Raw genomic sequence first — 1,372 nt, forward strand, 5'->3', positions numbered from 1 at the left:
GACCCCGACCCCGACCCCCTGACCCCCCGCCCGCCCGCGCCCACCCCCATTCCGCGAGACTGCATCGGTGCACCGAAACCGCACCTACGCCCCGCTGTCTCGGTGCACCGATGCGGTCTCGCGTCCCGGGAGGGTGGGGTGGGCGGGGTCCTCCACAGCGGTCGGTGCACGGAAGGTGTCCACGGAGCGAAGGCCTGGGCGGGCGACCGCCCGGCGGGGAGGGCAGGGTCGGCGGATGCTCACCGTTCACAAGCGAACCGATGTCGTCCCCAGCCCGATCGCTCTGCTGAATCGCGGCGAAGCGCCGCACTCCGACCGTGCGGTGCGCAACGGGACGCTCGTCACGGTGATGCGCGGGATCTACGCCGAGGGCGACGCGTGGCGTGCGCTGAAGCCGTGGGAACGGTATCTCGCGCGCGTTCACGCCGCCGCGCTGAAGTATCCGGACGCGGTCTTCTGCCATGAGTCCGGCGCCGCCCTGCGCGGTCTCACGGTGTTCCTCGAGCCTCCTGACGTCCACGTCGCGCTCCCCGCGGGTGCGAGCTCGCGGGTGGTGTCGGGCGTGCGCGCGCACACCGCCCAGATGATGCCGGCGGTGGAGGAGATCGGCGGCCTCGTGGTCGCGACTGCCGCGGAGATCGCTGTCGACATCGCCCGGACGCGTCACAACGCGATCGGCTTGGCCGTCGCCGGCTCCGCGCTCCGAGCCGACCCGGACCTGACTCCCGAGGAGTTCGCGGCGTTGAACGCGACTCGGCCGTCGACGCGCGGGCGGCGTCACGCACGCTGGGTGATCGATCGCGCGACGCCGACTCCGGAATCGCCCCTCGAATTCGTGAGTGTCGCTGCCGTCGAGTGGCTCGGCTTCCCTGCGCCCGAGCTGCAGAAGTGGATCCTCGGGCCGACCGGCGAGGAGGCGGACCGCCTGGACTTCTGGTGGGAGGAGCCGCGCATCGGCGGCGAGGCGGACGGCGAGGTCAAGTACAGCGGAGAGATGGGCGATGCGCGCGCCGCGCTGCGCGACCGAAGCCAGCGCGACGCGCGACTCCTCGAACGCGGCGTCGCAGCCACTGCTCACTGGGGCTGGCATGAGGCGGTCGCGGCCACACCGCTTCGCGCTGCGCTGCTCGCGGCCGGACTGCGTCCCGAGCGGCCGCAGGACACCTCCCAGCTCCGCTCGCTTCAGCGCGCGCTCACCCCTCGGACCGCGAGAAGGCAGTAGTGCACCGAGACCGCATTCGGTAGATGCGCTCTCGGTGCACCGATGCGGTCTCGCGGGATGGGGGTGGGCCGGGCGGGCCGGGGGGCGCGGGGCGGGGCAGCGCGGGGGCCGCGCGGGGCAGCGCGGGGGCCGCGCAGGCCGGGCGGGCCG

General features: G+C 73.9%; 1 protein-coding gene. It reads left to right on the plus strand.

What is annotated here, in order from left to right:
• Positions 1–235: 235 nt before the first annotated feature.
• Positions 236–1,222 carry a hypothetical protein gene (locus JX005_RS15940; protein WP_214468607.1) on the plus strand — a complete coding sequence of 329 codons (987 nt, stop codon included), beginning with the start codon at positions 236–238 and terminating at the stop codon, positions 1,220–1,222.
• Positions 1,223–1,372 lie beyond the last annotated feature (150 nt).

The organism is Microbacterium flavescens (genome assembly GCF_018588945.1).
Classification (GTDB): domain Bacteria; phylum Actinomycetota; class Actinomycetes; order Actinomycetales; family Microbacteriaceae; genus Microbacterium; species Microbacterium flavescens.

Bases quoted from the DNA above. Each gene is read 5' to 3' on its own strand.
- JX005_RS15940 (WP_214468607.1), top strand. From the start codon at position 236: ATGCTCACCGTTCACAAGCGAACCGATGTCGTCCCCAGCCCGATCGCT.